Origin of the sequence: Rhizobium sp. H4 (assembly GCF_003013335.1) — a bacterium.
In the GTDB taxonomy this organism is placed as follows: domain Bacteria; phylum Pseudomonadota; class Alphaproteobacteria; order Rhizobiales; family Rhizobiaceae; genus Rhizobium; species Rhizobium sophoriradicis.
Genome location: NZ_PSOW01000058.1, coordinates 1 through 715, shown reverse-complemented (window position 1 = coordinate 715; position 715 = coordinate 1). Strand labels below are relative to the sequence as shown.

Genomic DNA, 715 nt, shown 5'->3' with positions numbered 1-715 from the left:
CTTCTCGGAATAATGCCAGTGGGCAACGAAAGTTTAGCGCTTGGCTCAAAAGGGAGGGCAGGGGGAGCATAGTCAGCCGGCTCAACGGCAGTGATGAGCAGCAACAGTCGTTGAAGGAGGATTTTAGGGCCTTTACCAAGGAGGAAGGAAAAAAAGTGGTCGTGAGTTTCGATCGGCTGCGGCAGTATCTAGGCGCCGAGTCGCAGTTGAAACAGCATCATCCTTATCCCGACGACGCCCTCATGATTGATGGCTTCGCCAAGGAAGCGCTGAGCAAGCTCGGATCGGACTCGACTTCCAAGAGGAATGTTGTCTGGAATCTGGCCAGCAATCAACGAAAGTTTAGCGATTGGCTCCAAAGGGAGGGCAGGGAGAGCATAGTCAGCCGACACACCGGTACTGATGAGCAGCGACAGTCGTTGAAAATAGATTACCAAGACTTCAGCGAAGCCGTGGGAAAAAACCTCAATATGTCTTTCAATCGGCTTCGGCAGTACCAGCAAGTCGTTGAGGCGAACGCAGCGTCGGGGTTGTCCCCTGAGCAGGCAAGTGGCCGGGAACCGGCCGGTCTGGACGGCCGTTCGGATCCACGTGCCGAGTTCAGATCAACTTCGCCGCTGCAGCAGGTTGATCCATCGATCGAAGGCCGCAGCGGATTGTCGCTCGACCATACCGAATGGCTGGGCGACCAGCATATCCAGACGGATTATGAGCT

1 pseudogene is annotated in these 715 nt (G+C 55.2%); it reads left to right on the top strand.

Annotated features, from left to right (window positions below):
* Nucleotides 1-110: 110 nt before the first annotated feature.
* Nucleotides 111-715: pseudogene (locus C4N04_RS31455) on the top strand (hypothetical protein); the annotation flags it as partial.